The 14,859-nt window shown below is 67.7% G+C and carries 13 protein-coding genes; 10 read left to right on the top strand and 3 right to left on the bottom strand.

Annotated features, from left to right (window positions below):
* The first annotated feature begins 10 nt into the window (after window positions 1-10).
* The 9 genes from sucC to lpdA all read left to right on the top strand — a co-directional run bounded on the left by sucC (window position 11) and on the right by lpdA (window position 10,175).
* Window positions 11-1,204 carry an ADP-forming succinate--CoA ligase subunit beta gene (gene sucC, locus FL625_RS06470; protein WP_149587830.1) on the top strand — a complete coding sequence of 398 codons (1,194 nt, stop codon included), beginning with the start codon at window positions 11-13 and terminating at the stop codon, window positions 1,202-1,204.
* A gap of 5 nt (window positions 1,205-1,209) precedes the next feature.
* Window positions 1,210-2,094 carry a succinate--CoA ligase subunit alpha gene (gene sucD, locus FL625_RS06465; protein ID WP_149587829.1) on the top strand — a complete coding sequence of 295 codons (885 nt, stop codon included), beginning with the start codon at window positions 1,210-1,212 and terminating at the stop codon, window positions 2,092-2,094.
* A 68-nt stretch (window positions 2,095-2,162) separates the two neighbouring features.
* Window positions 2,163-5,132, top strand: a complete 2,970-nt coding sequence (locus FL625_RS06460) for a 2-oxoglutarate dehydrogenase E1 component (RefSeq protein ID WP_149587828.1) — start codon at window positions 2,163-2,165, stop codon at window positions 5,130-5,132.
* A gap of 25 nt (window positions 5,133-5,157) precedes the next feature.
* Entirely contained in the window at window positions 5,158-6,366 is a 1,209-nt protein-coding gene (gene odhB / locus FL625_RS06455) for a 2-oxoglutarate dehydrogenase complex dihydrolipoyllysine-residue succinyltransferase (protein ID WP_235019338.1), read from the top strand.
* A gap of 90 nt (window positions 6,367-6,456) precedes the next feature.
* On the top strand, window positions 6,457-6,789 hold the full coding sequence (locus tag FL625_RS06450; RefSeq protein WP_149587827.1) for a hypothetical protein: 333 nt from the start codon (window positions 6,457-6,459) through the stop codon (window positions 6,787-6,789).
* Between the two features lie 158 nt (window positions 6,790-6,947).
* Entirely contained in the window at window positions 6,948-7,355 is a 408-nt protein-coding gene (locus FL625_RS06445; RefSeq protein WP_149587826.1) for a hypothetical protein, read from the top strand.
* Window positions 7,352-8,311: a glycosyltransferase family 2 protein gene (locus FL625_RS06440; protein WP_149587825.1), complete on the top strand. Its 960-nt coding sequence runs from the start codon at window positions 7,352-7,354 to the stop codon at window positions 8,309-8,311. Before FL625_RS06445 ends, FL625_RS06440 begins: the two co-directional genes overlap by 4 nt.
* Window positions 8,308-8,703, top strand: a complete 396-nt coding sequence (locus FL625_RS06435; protein ID WP_149587824.1) for an MAPEG family protein — start codon at window positions 8,308-8,310, stop codon at window positions 8,701-8,703. The genes FL625_RS06440 and FL625_RS06435 overlap by 4 nt, the downstream gene beginning before the upstream one ends.
* A gap of 83 nt (window positions 8,704-8,786) precedes the next feature.
* Complete coding sequence (gene lpdA, locus FL625_RS06430; RefSeq protein ID WP_149587823.1) at window positions 8,787-10,175, top strand: dihydrolipoyl dehydrogenase; 1,389 nt, start codon at window positions 8,787-8,789, stop codon at window positions 10,173-10,175.
* Window positions 10,176-10,470: 295 nt separating this feature from the next.
* Here the strand turns inward: lpdA and hemE are convergent, their stop codons facing one another.
* On the bottom strand, window positions 10,471-11,499 hold the full coding sequence (hemE, locus tag FL625_RS06425) for a uroporphyrinogen decarboxylase (RefSeq protein ID WP_149587822.1): 1,029 nt from the start codon (window positions 11,497-11,499) through the stop codon (window positions 10,471-10,473).
* A 93-nt stretch (window positions 11,500-11,592) separates the two neighbouring features.
* Between hemE and hemC the strand changes: the two genes are divergently transcribed.
* The gene (gene hemC, locus FL625_RS06420; RefSeq protein WP_149587821.1) at window positions 11,593-12,531 is read left to right on the top strand and encodes a hydroxymethylbilane synthase; all 939 of its coding nucleotides are present in this window, start codon (window positions 11,593-11,595) and stop codon (window positions 12,529-12,531) included.
* A gap of 64 nt (window positions 12,532-12,595) precedes the next feature.
* On the opposite strand, the gene FL625_RS06415 is transcribed toward hemC, so the two are convergent.
* Together FL625_RS06415 and FL625_RS06410 are read right to left on the bottom strand one after the other, a co-directional pair.
* Window positions 12,596-14,119, bottom strand: coding sequence for a cryptochrome/photolyase family protein (locus tag FL625_RS06415; RefSeq protein WP_149587820.1), 1,524 nt, complete (start codon window positions 14,117-14,119; stop codon window positions 12,596-12,598).
* On the bottom strand, window positions 14,113-14,775 hold the full coding sequence (locus FL625_RS06410; RefSeq protein WP_149587819.1) for an SDR family NAD(P)-dependent oxidoreductase: 663 nt from the start codon (window positions 14,773-14,775) through the stop codon (window positions 14,113-14,115). Before FL625_RS06410 ends, FL625_RS06415 begins: the two co-directional genes overlap by 7 nt.
* Window positions 14,776-14,859 lie beyond the last annotated feature (84 nt).

Here is a 14,859-nt window from a genome sequence, read left to right as displayed (position 1 = left end):
GGGGCGCTCCATGAACATCCACGAATACCAGGCGAAAGAGCTTCTGCGCAGCTACGGCATACCGGTCAGTGACGGCCGTGTCGTCCTGAAGGCCGAGGACGCCAAGACCGCCGCGGGGGAACTCGACGGGCCGCTGTGGGTCGTGAAGGCGCAGATCCATGCCGGGGGCCGCGGCAAGGGCCATTTCAAGGAGCCCGAGGCCGGCGAGAAGGGCGGCGTGCGCCTGGCCCGCAGCGTCGGAGAGGCCGCCGAATTCGCCCGCCAGATGCTGGGCCGCACGCTCGTCACCGTCCAGACCGGCCCGGCGGGCAAGCAGGTGAACCGCATCTACATCGAGGACGGCTCGGACATCGACAAGGAATTCTACCTGGCCTTCCTGATCGACCGCAAATCCAGCCGCATCTCGATCGTCGCCTCGACCGAGGGCGGCATGTCGATCGAGGACGTGGCCCACGACACGCCCGAGAAGATCCACACCTTCACCATCGACCCGGCCACGGGCCTGCAGGACTTCCATGGTCGCCGCGTGGCCTTTGCGCTGGGGCTGACCGGGGCGCAGGTCAAGCAATGCGTCCAGATCGTGAAGAAGCTCTACCAGCTGTTCCTGGACAAGGACATGGACATGCTGGAGATCAACCCCTTCTGCGTCCTCAAGGATGGCTCGCTGCGACTGCTGGACGCGAAGATGGGCTTCGACGGCAATGCGATCTACCGCCACCCCGACATCGCCGCCCTGCGCGACGAGACCGAGGAAGACCCCAAGGAACTCGCCGCGTCGAAGTTCGACCTGAACTACATCGCGCTTGATGGCGAGATCGGCTGCATGGTCAACGGCGCCGGCCTTGCCATGGCCACCATGGACATCATCAAGCTCTACGGGGCGGAACCCGCAAACTTCCTCGACGTGGGCGGTGGTGCGACCAAGGAGAAGGTGACCGAGGCCTTCAAGATCATCACCTCGGACCCGAACGTGAAGGGCATCCTCGTCAACATCTTTGGCGGCATCATGCGCTGCGACATCATCGCCGAGGGCGTGATCGCGGCGGTCAAGGAAGTCGGCCTCAAGGTCCCGCTGGTGGTGCGGCTCGAAGGCACCAACGTCGAGTTGGGCAAGAAGATCATCAACGACTCGGGCCTCAACGTCATCGCAGCCGACGACCTGTCGGATGCTGCCCGGAAGATCGTCAAAGCGGTGAAAGGCTGAAGCTCATGTCCGTTCTCGTCAACAAGAACACCCGCGTCATCTGCCAGGGCTTCACCGGCTCCCAGGGCACCTTCCACTCGGAACAGGCCATCGCCTATGGGACGCAAATGGTCGGCGGCGTGACCCCCGGAAAGGGCGGGACCGAGCATCTCGGCCTCCCCGTCTTCGACTCGGTCCACGAGGCCGTCGCCAAAACCGGCGCCGATGCGACCGCGATCTACGTGCCGCCGCCCTTCGCCGCCGACTCGATCCTCGAAGCCATCGACGCCGAAGTGCCGCTGATCGTGTGCATCACCGAAGGCATCCCGGTCCTCGACATGATGAAAGTGAAGCGCGCGCTCATAAATTCGAAGTCGCGGCTCATCGGCCCGAACTGCCCCGGCGTCCTGACCCCCGGCGAATGCAAGATCGGCATCATGCCGGGCTCGATCTTCTCCAAGGGCTCGGTCGGGGTTGTGTCGCGCTCCGGCACGCTTACCTATGAGGCCGTGAAGCAGACCACCGACGTGGGCCTGGGCCAGACCACCGCCGTCGGCATCGGCGGCGACCCGATCAAGGGGACCGAACACATCGACGTGCTGGAAATGTTCCTCGCCGACCCCGACACCCATTCGATCATCATGATCGGGGAAATCGGCGGGTCGGCCGAAGAGGAAGCCGCCCAGTTCCTCGCCGACGAAAGGAAGCGCGGCCGCTGGAAGCCCACCGCCGGCTTCATCGCCGGCCGCACCGCCCCCCCAGGCCGCCGCATGGGCCACGCCGGCGCCATCGTGGCGGGCGGCAAGGGCGACGCGGGATCGAAGATCGAGGCGATGAAATCCGCCGGGATCGTCGTGGCCGACAGCCCCGCAGGCCTGGGCGAAGCCGTGCTGAAAGCGATCAAGGGCTGAACTGGACCAGGGCGGGGGACGCCCCGCCTTTCCCTCGGCGGTAGCCCCGCCCCAACAGGAAACGCGCGATGACCGACCAATCCCCCACCGCCGCCTTCACCGCCTCGTCCTTCCTCGACGGGGCCAATGCCGAATACGTCGACCAGCTCGCCGCTCGCCATGCGCAGGACCCGAACTCGGTCGACCCGCAATGGGCCGAATTCTTCAAGGCCCTCGGCGACAGCGAGATCGACGCCAAGCGCGCCGCGCAAGGCCCCAGCTGGGCGCGCGCCGACTGGCCGCCGCAGCCCGCCGACGACCTGACCGCCGCGCTGACCGGCGAATGGGCGGCCTCGCCCCCTGCGAAGGAGGCGAAGGCCGCCGGCCAGAAGATCGCCGTCAAGGCCGCCGAGGCGGGCGTCCAGTTGACCGAAGACCAGATCCAGCGCGCCGTGCTGGATTCCATCCGCGCGCTCATGATCATCCGCGCCTACCGGATCCGCGGCCACCTCGCCGCAGATCTCGACCCGCTGGGCCTCACCGAACGCGGCAACCACCCCGAGCTCGACCCCGCCTCCTACGGCTTCACCGAGGCCGACATGGACCGGCCGATCTTCATCGACAACGTGCTGGGCCTGACGCACGCCTCGATGCGCGAGATCATCGACATCCTGAAACGCACCTATTGCGGCACCTTCGCGCTGCAGTACATGCACATCTCCGACCCCGAACAGGCCTCCTGGCTGAAGGAACGGATCGAGGGCTACGGCAAGGAAATCCAGTTCACCCGCGAGGGGCGCAAGGCCATCCTGAACAAGCTCGTGGAGGCCGAGGGCTACGAAAAGTTCCTGCATGTCAAGTACATGGGCACCAAGCGTTTCGGCCTTGACGGGGGCGAGGCGCTGATCCCGGCGATGGAGCAGATCATCAAGCGCGGCGGCGCGCTGGGGGTGAAGGAAATCATCATCGGCATGCCGCACCGCGGGCGGCTGAACATCCTCGCCAACGTGATGCAGAAGCCCTACCGCGCGATCTTCCACGAATTCCAGGGCGGCTCCTACAAGCCCGAGGACGTGGACGGCTCGGGCGACGTGAAATACCACCTCGGCGCCTCGTCCGACCGCGAGTTCGACGGCAACAAGGTCCACCTCTCGCTGACCGCGAACCCCTCGCACCTCGAGGCCGTGAACCCTGTCGTGCTGGGCAAGGCGCGGGCCAAGCAGGACCAGCTGAACGATCAGGCCGAACGCATCGCGGTGCTGCCGGTGCTGTTGCACGGCGACGCGGCCTTTGCCGGCCAGGGTGTCGTGGCGGAATGCCTGCAACTGTCGGGCATCAAGGGCCACCGGACAGGGGGCTGCATCCACATCATCGTCAACAACCAGATCGGCTTCACCACCGCGCCCGCCTTCAGCCGCACCTCGCCCTATCCGACCGACATCGCGCTGATGGTCGAGGCGCCGATCTTCCACGTCAACGGCGACGACCCCGAGGCCGTGGTCCATGCCGCCAAGGTCGCCACCGAGTTCCGCCAGAAGTTCCACAAGGACGTGGTCATCGACATCTTCTGCTACCGCCGCTTCGGTCACAACGAAGGCGACGAGCCGATGTTCACCAACCCGGCGATGTACAACCGCATCCGCAAGCAGAAGACGACGCTTCAGCTCTACACCGAACGGCTGGTGGCCGACGGGCTGATCTCGGCCGGCGAGATCGAGGACATGAAGGCCGCCTTCCAGGCCCGGCTCAACGAGGAATTCGAGGCCGGCAAGGCCTTCCTGCCGAACAAGGCCGACTGGCTGGACGGGCGCTGGAAGAATCTCCAGACCAAGGACCTGAACAACTATCAACGCGGCGAAACCTGGATCAAGGCCGAGACCATGGCCGAGATCGGCGCCGCCCTGACCCGCGTGCCGGAAGGGTTCGATATCCACAAGACCGTGGCCCGCCAGCTGGAAGCCAAGCGGGAAATGTTTGCAAAAGGTCAAGGCTTCGACTGGGCCACGGCCGAGGCGCTGGCCTTCGGTTCACTCCAGCTCGAAGGCTTCCCCGTCCGCCTTGCCGGCCAGGACTGCACCCGCGGCACCTTCAGCCAGCGCCATTCCGGCTGGATCGACCAGACCACCGAGGAACGCCACTACCCGCTGAACCACATCCGTCCGGGGCAAGCGCGGTATGAGGTCATCGACTCGATGCTCTCGGAATACGCGGTCCTCGGCTTCGAATACGGCTATTCGCTGGCCGAACCGAACGCGCTGACGCTCTGGGAAGCCCAGTTCGGCGATTTCGCCAATGGCGCGCAGATCATGTTCGACCAGTTCATCAACTCGTCGGAATCGAAATGGCTGCGGATGTCTGGCCTTGTCGTCCTCCTGCCGCACGGCTTCGAGGGCCAGGGCCCGGAACACTCCTCCGCGCGCCTCGAACGCTTCCTGCAACTCAGTGCCGAGGACAACTGGATCGTCGCCAACTGCACGACGCCGGCGAACTACTTCCACATCCTGCGCCGCCAGCTGCACCGGACCTACCGCAAGCCCCTGATCCTGATGACGCCCAAGTCGCTGTTGCGCCATCCGATGTGCATCAGCCGGGCCGAGGACTTCACCGACGGCTCCACCTTCCACCGCGTCCTCTGGGACGACGCGCAGAAGGGCAATTCGACCCTGAAACTCAAGGCCGACGACAAGATCAAGCGTGTCGTCCTCTGCTCGGGCAAGGTCTATTACGATCTTCTGGCCGAACGCGATGCGCAGAAGCTGGACGATGTCTATCTGCTGCGTGTGGAACAGCTTTACCCCGTGCCGACGATCTCGCTCGGCCAGGAACTCGCCCGGTTCCCGAAGGCCGAATTCGTCTGGTGCCAGGAAGAACCGAAGAACCAGGGAGCCTGGTCCTTCATCGAGCCCGAGATGGAGGCAATCCTGACCAGGGTGCGCGGCAAGACCACCCGCATGTCCTATGCCGGCCGCAAGGCATCGGCCTCGCCCGCCACGGGCCTCGCCTCCCGCCACAAGCATGAACAAGAAACCCTCGTCGCCCAGGCCCTTGGCCTGAACTGACCTCGGAAAGACCGGAGACTTTGAAATGACTGACGTGATGGTTCCCGCCCTTGGCGAATCCGTGTCCGAGGCCACCGTTTCGACCTGGTTCAAGAAGCCGGGCGATGCGGTGAAGCAGGACGAGATGCTCTGCGAACTGGAAACCGACAAGGTCTCGGTCGAGGTCCCCTCGCCCGTCGCCGGCGTCCTGGCCGAGATCCTCGCGCCCGAGGGCACCACGGTGGCCGCCAACGCCCGTCTTGCCATCGTGACCGAAGGCGCGGCGGCTGCGGCCCCCGCGAAGACCGAGGCGCCCGCACCGAAGGAGGAGCCGAAGCCCGCACCCGCCACGAAATCGGTGGAAGACGCGCCCAGCGCCAGGAAGGCCATGGCAGAGGCAGGGCTTTCCCCCGATCAGGTCCAGGGCACCGGCCGTGACGGCCGGATCATGAAGGAAGACGTCGCCCGCGCCGTCGCCGCCCCGGCCCCTGCCGCCTCCGCCCCGGCTCCGGCTCCGGTTGCCATCCCCCGCGCCCCCGTCCCCGCCGATGACGCCGCGCGCGAGGAACGGGTCCGCATGACCCGCCTGCGCCAGACCATCGCCCGCCGCCTGAAGGACGCGCAGAACACCGCCGCGATGCTGACGACCTACAACGAGGTCGACATGTCCGGCATCATGGAGCTGCGCAACACCTACAAGGACGCCTTCGAGAAGAAGCACGGCGTGAAACTCGGCTTCATGTCCTTCTTCGTGAAGGCCTGCTGCCACGCGCTGAAGGAAGTCCCCGAGGTCAACGCCGAGATCGACGGCCAGGACATCGTCTACAAGAACTACGTCCACATGGGCGTCGCCGTCGGCACCCCCTCGGGCCTCGTCGTCCCGGTGGTCCGCGACGCCGACCAGATGAGCTTCGCCGCCATCGAAAAGAAGATCGCCGAACTGGGTGTCCGCGCCCGCGACGGGAAACTGTCGATGGCCGAGATGCAGGGCGGCTCCTTCACCATCTCGAACGGCGGCGTCTACGGCTCGCTGATGTCGTCGCCCATCCTCAACCCCCCGCAGTCGGGCATCCTCGGCATGCACAAGATCCAGGACCGCCCCGTCGTCGTGAACGGCCAGATCGTCATCCGCCCGATGATGTACCTGGCGCTGAGCTACGACCACCGGATCGTGGACGGCAAAGGGGCAGTGACGTTCCTCGTCCGAGTGAAAGAGGCACTGGAGGACCCGCGTCGGCTGCTGATGGATTTGTGAGCGGAGCCAGTGTGAACCCCGGCCTATGGTGATGCGTAGGGCGGGGTCTGCCCCGACAGCCATATAACCTTGTACTTGAGGCTTCGGATGATGAGACTTCTTCTGACACCAGCGTTAGTCGTTGTCGTCGGCCTGCAAGCATCAGCGCAGAGCTACGACGGCCTCTGCTTTCCCGGGAACGGATGCACGGGGCCTGTGCCCATCACCGGTAACAGTTTCTTCACCTGTGAAGAGACTTGCGTCATGGAAGAGCCGACATCGGTCAGGGGCATGGATGCATTTCTGTTCGACGTCACCTGCCGTGGCGATTCTGGAACGTTTTCCTACAGGTTGATGATGGCCCGCATAATGAACGAAGGCCAGTTAAGAACCTATGCCATCACCAACGATGAAATCACTCCCTTGGAAAACTGCCAACAATAACCTGGAGTAGGGTGCGCTACAGCGCACCTTCCGACGGTGCGCTGTGAGCCGCACCCTACGCCACCCCCAACCGGCCTCCCAAACCCCACATGCCCCGCCCCATCCCCACGCCCCGGCCCAAAGCGCCTCCCCTCCCCCGCCGTGGGGAGGGGATGGGGGTGGGGGGCCTCGCGCTGGCCCTCGCCATCACGCTTTCCACCCCAGCCGCCGCCCAGGTCATCCCCACCGGTACCCCCGCCGCCGACATCCTCCTCAGCCAGGCCATCACCGAACACCGCGTGTTCCTGACCTGCTCGGCCCTCGACCCCGCCCTCCACGCCCGGATCGCCGACAGCTGGCAGCGCGACGTGACCGACGCCACCGCCATACTGACCGCCAACAAGGTTCCGCCCGAGGCCATCGCCGCCTTCACCAGCTCCGCCGCGCCCGCCGCCCTGATGCCCGGCCCCGAAACCCCTTGGGCTTCCATCAAGGGCCTCTGCGACACCCATACCGACTGGCAGACCCGCCTCGCCCAGTTCGATTTCACCCTCCTCGGCCAAAGGCTCCCGCAGGTCTTCCCATGACCCCGGCCCCCGTCGCGCTGATGTCCTGCATGCGGAACGAGGGGATCCACCTCCTCGAATGGCTGACCTGTCACCGCGTGATCGGCTTCGGCCCGATCGTCGTCTGCACCAACGATTGCAAGGACGGCTCCGACCGCCTGCTCGACCTCCTCGCGCGGCACGGCGCGGTGGAGCACCTGCCGAACCCCGTCACCCCCGGCGCTTCGCCGCAGGACGCGGGCATCCGCCGTGCGCACCGGCACGTGGCGGACAGCCCGGCGCAACGGGTTGCCCATCCCGACAGCGACGAGTCCCTGAACCTCGCCCCCGGCGCCGCGCCGGTCGCCGACCTCGCCGCCCGCGCCGGCGCGGCGCATGCCGTGGCCCTGCCCTGGCGGTTCTTCGGCGACAACGGCCATGCGACCTGGCCGGGCGAGACGCTGCGCGCCTTCACCGCCTGCGAAACAGCCCCCGACCCGGCCACCGTGAAGTTCAAGTCGCTCTACCGCTTCCGAGACTTCGGCCATGCCTCCGAACACCAGCCCTGCGACCCCCGCATCCCCGCCCCCGTCGCGGTCAATGCGGCAGGCGAGGCGCTGGCCCCCGACACGCTCCTCGGCCCGCCCCGCGCGCGCTATCACCCGGCCGACCTTGCCCTCAAGGGCGGCGCGCAGGTGAACCACTACGCGACCCGCTCGACCGACGTGTTCCTCTTGAAGAACGACCGCGGCCTCGGCACCGGCGAACGCCATGCCAAGTACCGCCTGAACGGCACCTGGCACCGCCAGGCCAACCGCAACGAGTGCCAGGACCGGTCGATCCTCCTGCGCTGGCCCGAGGTCGAGGCCGAACTCGCCCGCCTCCGCGCCCTGCCGGGCATGGGCGAGGCCGAAGCCGACTGCCGCGCCTGGTTCCGGACGCGTGCCGCCGCGCTCACCCCCGACCGCATCCGCGAGATCACGAAAGGCGCCGCATGACCCCCGAACTGACCGCCCTCGCGCTGGCCGGCCTCCTGCAGGCCGTGCAGTTCCACCTCTTCGCCATCCCCGCGAACCTGGAACTCGGCACCGGCTACACCTCCGGCCCCCGCGACACCCCGCCGCCCCGGCCGCTCTCTCCGCTCACCGGCCGGCTGCAACGCGCGATGAACAACCATTTCGAGGGGCTGATCCTCTTCACCCTCGCCGTCGTCGTCGTGACCCTCGGCAACCAGTCCACCCCGCTCACGCAATATGCCGCCTGGACCTATCTCGCGGCGCGCGTGCTCTACATCCCGGCCTATGCCGCCGGCTGGCGCCCTTGGCGCTCGGCCATCTGGGCGGTAGGCTTCTTCGCAACCCTGACGATGATCGTGGCCGCCCTCGTCTGACCCTTTCATCTGTCCCCAAATATCCCACGGGGGTCCGGGGGTGTGAAACCCCCGGCTCCGACCGAACCCAAAGGACCCGACCCATGGCAGATTTCGACACCATCATCATCGGCGCCGGCCCCGGCGGCTATGTCGCCGCGATCCGCGCCGCACAGCTTGGCCAGAAGGTCGCCTGCGTCGAGGGGCGCGACACGCTCGGCGGCACCTGCCTGAACGTGGGCTGCATCCCCTCGAAGGCGCTTCTGCATGCCACCCACCTCCTGCACGAGACGCACGAGAACTTCGAGAAGATGGGCCTCATGGGCGCCGCCCCCACCGTCGATTGGGCGAAGATGCAGGCCTACAAGGCCGATGTCGTCGCCGGCAACACCAAGGGGATCGAGTTCCTGTTCAAGAAGAACAAGGTCACCTGGCTGAAGGGCTGGGCCACGATCCCCGCCCCCGGCCAGGTCAAGGTCGGCGACGACATCCACAGCGCGAAGAACATCGTCATCGCCACCGGGTCCGAGGCCTCGTCCCTCCCCGGCGTCGAGGTGGACGAGGAAACCGTCGTCACCTCCACCGGCGCCCTGACGCTGGCCAAGCCGCCGAAGTCGATGGTCGTCATCGGCGCGGGCGTCATCGGCCTTGAAATGGGCTCGGTCTATGCCCGGCTCGGCACGCAAGTGACCGTGGTCGAATACCTCGACGCCATCACCCCCGGCATGGACGCCGAGGTCGCCAAGACCTTCCAGCGCATCCTGACGAAACAGGGCCTGAAATTCGTCCTCGGCGCCGCCGTCCAGTCGGTCACGAAAACCGCCAGCGGCGCGACCGTTGCCTACAAGCTGCGGAAGAACGACAGCGAGGCCAGCCTGGACGCCGAGATCGTCCTCGTCGCCACCGGCCGCAAGCCCTACACCGCCGGCCTCGGGCTCGAGGCGCTGGGGGTCGAGATGGGCCCCCGCGGCACGATCAAGACCGACGCGCACTGGCAGACCAACATCCCCGGCCTCTATGCCATCGGCGATTGCGTCGCAGGCCCCATGCTCGCCCACAAGGCCGAGGACGAAGGCATGGCCGTGGCCGAGGTCCTCGCGGGCAAGCATGGCCATGTGAACTATGGCGTCATCCCCGGCGTGATCTACACCACGCCCGAGGTGGCCTCGGTGGGCCAGACCGAGGAACAGCTGAAAGAGGCGGGCCGCGCCTACAAGGTCGGAAAATTCCCCTTCATGGGCAATGCCCGCGCCAAGGCCGTGTTCCAGGCCGAAGGCTTCGTCAAGCTGATCGCCGACGCCGCCACCGACCGCATCCTCGGTTGCCACATCATCGGCCCGGCCGCGGGCGACCTGATCCACGAGGTCTGCGTGGCGATGGAGTTCGGCGCCTCGGCGCAGGACCTCGCGCTCACCTGCCACGCGCACCCCACCTGGTCCGAGGCCGTGCGCGAGGCCGCGCTCGCCTGCGGCGACGGCGCGATCCACGCCTGACCGACCCGCTCGTCGTTCGACTGCGTCTCCTCCTCGCCAACCCGCGAGGAGGCCCACCGCGGCACGGCCGGCAGCCCCGCGCGCGACGTGCCCTCGCGTCCCGGATCGCACGGCATCTTGTCCCGCCGGCCCGGCCCATGGGCACGTCGGCGGCCGGCGCCGGCGTTGCAGCGGCCTCAGCTGTCCTGCCACTGCCCGTGGCGGCTAATGCCGCGCAACGGGGGCACCGGATGGTTCTGCCGCCCTGCAACGCCCGCAGGCCGGACGTGTCGTCACCTGGACGGCAAGCGGCCGGTCAGCCGCCCCGCACCGTGTCGATCATCAACTGCACATTGTCGGGATTCGCGTCCGGCGTGATCCCGTGGCCCAGGTTGAAGATATGCGGCCCCTTCGAGAAGGCGCGCACCACATGCCGCGTTGCCGCCACCAGAGCCTGCCCGCCCGTCACCATGTGCTCGGGTGCAAGGTTCCCCTGCACGCAGCCGTCGATCTGCACATTCGCCGCCGCCCATTCCGGGCTGACCGAATTGTCGATCGCCACGCAATCCGCCCCTGTCCGATGCGCAAAGCCGATGTAGCCCTGCCCGGCCTCGCGCGGGAAGGCGATCACCGGCACGCCGGGATGCCGCGCCTTGACGCCAGCGATGATGCGAGCCACCGGCGCCTCGGCAAAGTCGCGGAAATCCTGCCCCTTCAGGCTGCCGGCCCAGCTGTCGAACAGCTTGACCACTTCGGCCCCGGCCTCGATCTGCGCCGAGAGATATTCCACCGTCGCCTCGACGATCCGGTCGATCAGCGCCTGAAAGGTCGCCCGGTCCTGATCCTTCAGCGCATGCGCAGCCGCCTGGTCTTTCGAGCCCCGGCCCGCGATCATGTAGGTCGCCACCGTCCAGGGCGCGCCGGCAAAGCCGATCAGCGTCGTCTCCTTCGGCAACTCGCGCGCCAGGATCCGCACCGTCTCGTAGACCGGGGCCAGCGTCTCGTGGATCGCCTCCACGGGCTTCAGGTTCGCCACCTGTCCGGGCGTATCCGTCGTCTCCATCCGGGGCCCCTCGCCCGTCTCGAACCACAGCTTCGGGCCCAGCGCCTGCGGCAGCAGAAGGATGTCGGCAAACAGGATCGCGGCGTCGAACCCGAAGCGGCGGATCGGCTGCAACGTGACCTCGGCGGCCAGCTCCGGCGTATAGCAGAGCGACAGGAAATCCCCCGCCTTCGCCCGCGTCTCGCGGTATTCCGGCAGGTAGCGGCCCGCCTGGCGCATCATCCAGATCGGGGGGGTGGGCAGCACCTCGCCCCTCAGCGCGCGCAGGATCGTCTTGGTCATGGGAAGTCCTTTCCGTGTCGGACCATGCGTCCGCTGCCCCGCCCGGCTTGTCAAGAGTTGTAAGCCTGGCCTGACAGGGTTAAGCCTTGGCGCATGAGCGATGATCTGCCCACCCCCGCGCGTCCCCTCAAGATCGGCACCCGAGGCTCGGCCCTCGCCCTCTGGCAGGCGCACGAGACGCGCCGCAGCCTGATGGCCGCCTTCGCGCTGCCCGAGGATGCCTTCGAGATCGTGGTCATCAAGGTCACCGGCGACCAGATCCAGGACAAGGCCCTGCGCGAGATCGGCGGCAAGGGCCTTTTCACCCGCGAGATCGAGGAGGCGCTGCTCGACGGCTCCATCGACATCGCCGTCCATTCGATGAAGGACATGCCCACGGTGCAGCCCGAGGGCCTGATCCTCGACTGCTACCTCCCCCGCGCCGACGTGCGCGATGCCTTCGTCTCGCCGCGTTACGCCTCCATCGACGACCTGCCCCAGGGCGCCACAGTCGGCTCCTCCTCCCTGCGTCGCCGCGCCCAACTCGCGCTGCGCCGCCCCGACCTGCAGCTCGTGGAATTCCGCGGTAACGTCCAGACCCGGATGCGCAAGCTCGACGAGGGCGTGGCCGATGCCACCTTCCTTGCCATGGCTGGCCTCACCCGCCTCGGGATGACCGAGGTCGCCCGCTCTGCCATAGCACCCGAGGAGATGCTGCCCGCCGTCGCCCAGGGCGCGATCGGGGTCGAACGCCGCCTTGCCGATGCCCGCACCGCCGCGCTGCTGTCCCACATCCACGACACGGAAACCGGCCTGCGCCTCGCGGCCGAACGCGCCTTCCTCGCCCGGCTCGACGGATCCTGCGAAACCCCCATCGCGGGCCTGGCGGTGATCGAGGGCGACAGCCTCTGGCTGCGCGGCGAGATCTTGCGCCCCGACGGCAGCGCCGCGGTCGCCGGCGACCGGCGCGGCCCGGTTCGCCAGGGCGCAGACATCGGCCGCGCCCTGGCCGACGAACTTCTGGCCCGCGCGGGTGCCGGCTTCTTCGACTGATCCCGAAGCCCCCGGCCCTGCGCTTGCCCTTCATCCAGATACTCCCGCCGGAGGCAGCGCCGCCTCAGACCGGCGCTCCGGCGTCCAGCCGGGCCAGCACGCCGTCGGCGCCGGCCAGCACCGCCTGCCGGTGGCTTTCCGGCATCCCGTCCCAGACCCGATACATCTGCGCCATCCGCGGATTGGCCTCAAACCGCGCTCGGTGCCGGTCGAGGAAATGCCAGTAGAGCAGGTTGAAAGGACAGGCCCGTTCGCCCACCTTTTCTTTCACCCGATACCGGCACCCCCCGCAGTAATCCGACATCCGGTCGATATAGGCCCCGGACGAGACATAGGGTTTCGACCCCAGAAGCCCCCCGTCCGCGAACTGGCTCATCCCCAGCGTGTTCGGCGCCTCCACCCATTCGAAGGCATCGACATAGATCGACAGGTACCACTCATGCACCTCGCTCGGAGTGACCCCGGCCAGGAGCGCGAAATTCCCCGTCACCATCAGCCGCTGGATATGATGCGCATAGGCCAGGTCCCGTGTCTGCCCGACGGCCGCCTTCATGCAGGCCATGCCCGTCGTGCCCCCCCAATAGACCGCCGGCAGGGCGCGGGAATGGCCCAGGGCGTTGCCCTCCAGATAGGCCGGCCCCTTCAGCGCCCAGATCCCCCGCACATATTCCCGCCAGCCGATCACCTGCCGGATGAACCCTTCCGCCGCCTGGATCGGCACACGGCCCGCCTGCCACGCCGCCTCGACCGCACGACACACCTCCATCGGCCCCAGAAGCCCGATGTTGAGGTAAGGCGAGATCACCGCATGGCTGAGGTAAGCCTCCCCCTCCAGCATCGCATCCTGCTCCTCGCCGAACCGGGGCAACCGCTCCGCCACGAACTCGGCCAGGGCCGCCAGGGCCCCCGCCCGATCCGTCGCCCAGCGAAACGGCCGCAGCCGCCCGAAATGGGCAAACCGCGCCTCCACCAGCCCCAGCACCTCCTCCACCACCGCATCCGGCGCGAAATCCCGGGGCCGCGGCCGCAAAAGGTCCAATTTCGCCGGCTTCCGGTTGTCGTGGTCGAAATTCCACTGGCCCCCGGCCGGCTGGTCCCCCTCCATCAGCAGGCCCGTCTTCCGCCGCATCTCGCGGTAGAACCACTCCATCCGCAGCTGCTTGCGGCCCCCGGCCCAGGCCGCGAACTCCGCCTCGGAACAGAGGAACCGGTCGTCCTCCAGCACCGTCACCGGCAGCGGCAGGTCCCCCAGGTCCCGCAACACCCGCCATTCCCCCGGCTTCGTCGCCAGCACCTCCGATGCGCCAAACTCTGCCGCTCTGCGCAACAGTTCACCAGAAATGGTCTGACTGTTTCCAGGATCATCAAGCCGCGAATAGGCGACCCGCCACCCCTCGCGCTCCAAACCCGCCGCGAATTTTCGCATTGCGGACAGGATCAGCGCGATCTTCTGCGGATGGTGCGGGACGCTGGTCCCCTCGCCCATGACCTCGGCCATCACGACGACATCCCGCGCCTTGTCGGCCGCCTTCAGCGCCGCGACATGGGGGCTCAACTGGTCCCCCAGCACCAGGCCCAGCCTCACCACGGCACGACCTCGCCCTTCCAGTCGTAGAAGCCTCCCGAATCCTCCGGCCCAAGCCCCTCCAGCACCGCCAGCAGGTTCCCCGCCGCCACCTCCGCCGGAACCGACGGATGCCCGGCCCGCAGGGCAGGCGCGAGGCCCGTCTCCACCGTCCCCGGATGCAGGGCCACGAAGACCGACAGGGGATGCGTCCGCTTCGCCTCCACCGCCGCCGTCCGCACCAGCTGGTTCAGCGCCGCCTTCGCCGCCCGATAGCCGTACCAGCCGCCCAGATGGTTGTCCCCGATCGATCCCACCCGCGCCGAGAGCACCGCCAGCCGGGACACCCGGTCCCTCGGCAACAGCCGCAGCGTATGCTTCATCACCAGCGCCGGCCCGATGGCATTGACCGCGAACTGCGCTGCCAGCCCCTCCGCCGTCACCGCCCGCAGGGTCTTTTCCGGCCCGACCCCGCCGATGACCAGCGTCCCCGTCGCCACCACCACCAGATCGAACCCCGGCTCCAGCGCACCCAGCGCCGCCGCCACGGAGGCCTCATTCGTCACATCCACTCCTTCGCCCGACCTCGACAGCGCCGTGACCTCCCCCCCCCGCGCCCGCAGCGCCGCCACCAGCGCCCCGCCGATCCCGCCCGAAGCCCCCACCACCAAAGCCCGCATGCCCGCCTCCGAAAAACCGAGGCGAAAGATAGTGCCCGGTCCCTGCCCGACCATGGCTTGCCCTTTTCCCAAATACTCCCGCCA

This window comes from Tabrizicola flagellatus (assembly GCF_008271465.1).
GTDB classification, from domain to species: Bacteria; Pseudomonadota; Alphaproteobacteria; order Rhodobacterales; family Rhodobacteraceae; genus Tabrizicola; species Tabrizicola flagellata.
This window is presented reverse-complemented; position numbering and strand designations above follow the sequence as displayed.

What these genes read in the sequence shown, in the direction of transcription:
- sucC (WP_149587830.1), top strand. Translation starts at nt 11, where the DNA reads ATGAACATCCACGAATACCAGGCGAAAGAGCTTCTGCGCAGCTACGGC.
- sucD (WP_149587829.1), top strand. Translation starts at nt 1,210, where the DNA reads ATGTCCGTTCTCGTCAACAAGAACACCCGCGTCATCTGCCAGGGCTTC.
- FL625_RS06460 (WP_149587828.1), top strand. Translation starts at nt 2,163, where the DNA reads ATGACCGACCAATCCCCCACCGCCGCCTTCACCGCCTCGTCCTTCCTC.
- odhB (WP_235019338.1), top strand. Translation starts at nt 5,158, where the DNA reads ATGACTGACGTGATGGTTCCCGCCCTTGGCGAATCCGTGTCCGAGGCC.
- FL625_RS06450 (WP_149587827.1), top strand. Translation starts at nt 6,457, where the DNA reads ATGAGACTTCTTCTGACACCAGCGTTAGTCGTTGTCGTCGGCCTGCAA.
- FL625_RS06440 (WP_149587825.1), top strand. Translation starts at nt 7,352, where the DNA reads ATGACCCCGGCCCCCGTCGCGCTGATGTCCTGCATGCGGAACGAGGGG.
- FL625_RS06435 (WP_149587824.1), top strand. Translation starts at nt 8,308, where the DNA reads ATGACCCCCGAACTGACCGCCCTCGCGCTGGCCGGCCTCCTGCAGGCC.
- lpdA (WP_149587823.1), top strand. Translation starts at nt 8,787, where the DNA reads ATGGCAGATTTCGACACCATCATCATCGGCGCCGGCCCCGGCGGCTAT.
- hemE (WP_149587822.1), bottom strand. Translation starts at nt 11,499, where the DNA reads ATGACCAAGACGATCCTGCGCGCGCTGAGGGGCGAGGTGCTGCCCACC.
- hemC (WP_149587821.1), top strand. Translation starts at nt 11,593, where the DNA reads ATGAGCGATGATCTGCCCACCCCCGCGCGTCCCCTCAAGATCGGCACC.
- FL625_RS06410 (WP_149587819.1), bottom strand. Translation starts at nt 14,775, where the DNA reads ATGCGGGCTTTGGTGGTGGGGGCTTCGGGCGGGATCGGCGGGGCGCTG.